This is a genomic window from Winogradskyella ursingii, from assembly GCF_013403975.1.
Lineage (GTDB): Bacteria > Bacteroidota > Bacteroidia > Flavobacteriales > Flavobacteriaceae > Winogradskyella > Winogradskyella ursingii.
On the sequence record NZ_JABFDH010000017.1, the window covers coordinates 1 to 1,114 of the forward strand.

The 1,114-nt window shown below is 32.2% G+C and carries 2 protein-coding genes; both read left to right on the forward strand.

Annotated elements, in window-relative coordinates:
• Nucleotides 1-87: 87 nt before the first annotated feature.
• The gene (locus HM983_RS15750; RefSeq protein ID WP_179346702.1) at nucleotides 88-480 is read left to right on the forward strand and encodes a hypothetical protein; all 393 of its coding nucleotides are present in this window, start codon (nucleotides 88-90) and stop codon (nucleotides 478-480) included.
• Between the two features lie 39 nt (nucleotides 481-519).
• Nucleotides 520-903 (forward strand): hypothetical protein, encoded by a 384-nt coding sequence (locus tag HM983_RS15755; protein ID WP_179346703.1) that lies wholly within the window; start codon nucleotides 520-522, stop codon nucleotides 901-903.
• Nucleotides 904-1,114 lie beyond the last annotated feature (211 nt).

Below are 1,114 nucleotides of genomic sequence, written 5' to 3' on the forward strand. Positions count from 1 at the left end.
AACACCAAATATGGTATATAAATTAACAGCGTAAATCAATTTTAACCTGTAGCCATATTTCAGGACTAGACATTTAACCTAAGAAACGTGAAAAAAATATTAATCTTGACTTTACTCTCATTTTTCGGTTGTAAAAACGAACCAATCTGTACTGTGGATGAAAATAATGCTGGAAAAGAAATCTATGATTTGGACGAGGCGACTTGTTTCATTGCATTAAAGCTGAATAAGAAAAAATCTGACTTGAATTTGATTCGTGACGCTCTACTTGCGGAAATGAATTATATGGAGAAAACTGGACTGACTTCCGACAATCCAAATCCTGAAAGTGAATCTGAACCGAACTCAGAATTGGATATTAACCAAATGGTGGAATATGCACTAAATGAGGAAAAAGTTGACCTGACTAAAGAAGAATTAATCGAAATCTATGATACCGAAATTGAATATTTAATATTTATCGGAGTCGCGAGTGAATAAAGAACTATGCACAACAGCGTGCATAAGTTGACAAAACTTATGAAGAAACATCTAATTTTAATTTTTATTGGTCTTATAGTTTCTTGCAACACGCAGAAAACAGAATTCGGAAACGCAGAAATATTGCAAAAAGTAAGTCTGACCAATATTAGCGAATTAAGTGAAAATCGAACTGAATTTGACAATGACACTCTAAAAATCATAGGCGAATTACATCTCGATTTGGAAAACAAGGGGATTTATGTGGAATCAGAAAAAATTTGGATTAAATCATTTAAACCAGCAACCGAATTAGATAGTGTGTGGAAAAAAATGAATGGAAGAAAAGTTGAAATAATCGGACTTTATAAAGCTGGAAAAACTGGGCATTTAGGCTTATATAATGGACAATTAAAAGAGATTTATTATATCAAAACGAAATAAAAACTATGCACAACACCGTGTATAATTAATTGCTTTGTTCTAGCCTACTTGCGAAAATTCCTGCGGAATTTTCACGGGTTCGTAAAAGTTTGCTAAATTAGTTGCTGAACCACGCAACTAATCATACACAAACACGTTGGCAACAATTAAAACAAACTAAAATGGAACGATTTTATTTATCAATTTTTACGATTTTCTTCCTCAATATTGT